At 78.9% G+C, this 669-nt stretch carries 1 pseudogene; it reads left to right on the plus strand.

Features of this window, described 5'->3' with window-relative positions:
* Positions 1-669 (plus strand): annotated as a pseudogene (locus tag ACJA3G_RS38120) (molecular chaperone Hsp90); the annotation flags it as partial.

A 669-nucleotide genomic window follows, 5' to 3' on the forward strand; every position in this document is an offset into this window, starting at 1 on the left:
CGCCCCCACGCCCACCGACGAGCCCCTCGGCCTGCCCGCCCTGCTCATCGCCTCGCTGCCGCTGGACACCGCCCGGCGCCACCCGGCCCCGGGCCCGCTGACGGACTTCCTGGTGGAGCGCGCCGCCGACGCGTACGCCCGGCTGCTCGGCGACTGGGAGCCCGTCTCGACCGGCACCGTCGACCTCGTACCCGGCCCGCTCGGGCGGGGCGAGCTGGACGGGGCGCTGCGCGCGGCGATCCTGGAGCGGCTGCCCCGGGTCGCCTTCCTCGCCCCGGCCGCGCCCTCCGAAGAGCTGCCCGCGCTGCGCCCGTTCGAGGCCGAGGTGGTCGAGGGCGCGGGCGCCGACACCGTGAAGGTGCTGGCCGAGGTGCTGCCCACGCTGCTGCCCGCGGGCCTGGAGCGCCGGGCCGAGCTGCGGACGCTCGGCGTCGGGCGGCTGCCGCTCGGGGACGCCATCGAGCGCATCGGCGGCGCCGAACGCGACCCGTCGTGGTGGCACCGGCTCTACGACACGCTGGCCGGGGTGGACCCGGACCGCCTCTCCGGGCTCCCGGTGCCGCTGAGCGACGGGCGTACGGCCATCGGCCCGCGCCAGATCCTGCTGCCGCTGGCCGACACCCCCGCCGACCTCACCCGCCTCGGCCTGAAGGTCGCGCACGCCGACGC

Origin of the sequence: Streptomyces sp. YS-3, from assembly GCF_045257485.1 — a bacterium.
GTDB lineage: Bacteria > Actinomycetota > Actinomycetes > Streptomycetales > Streptomycetaceae > Streptomyces.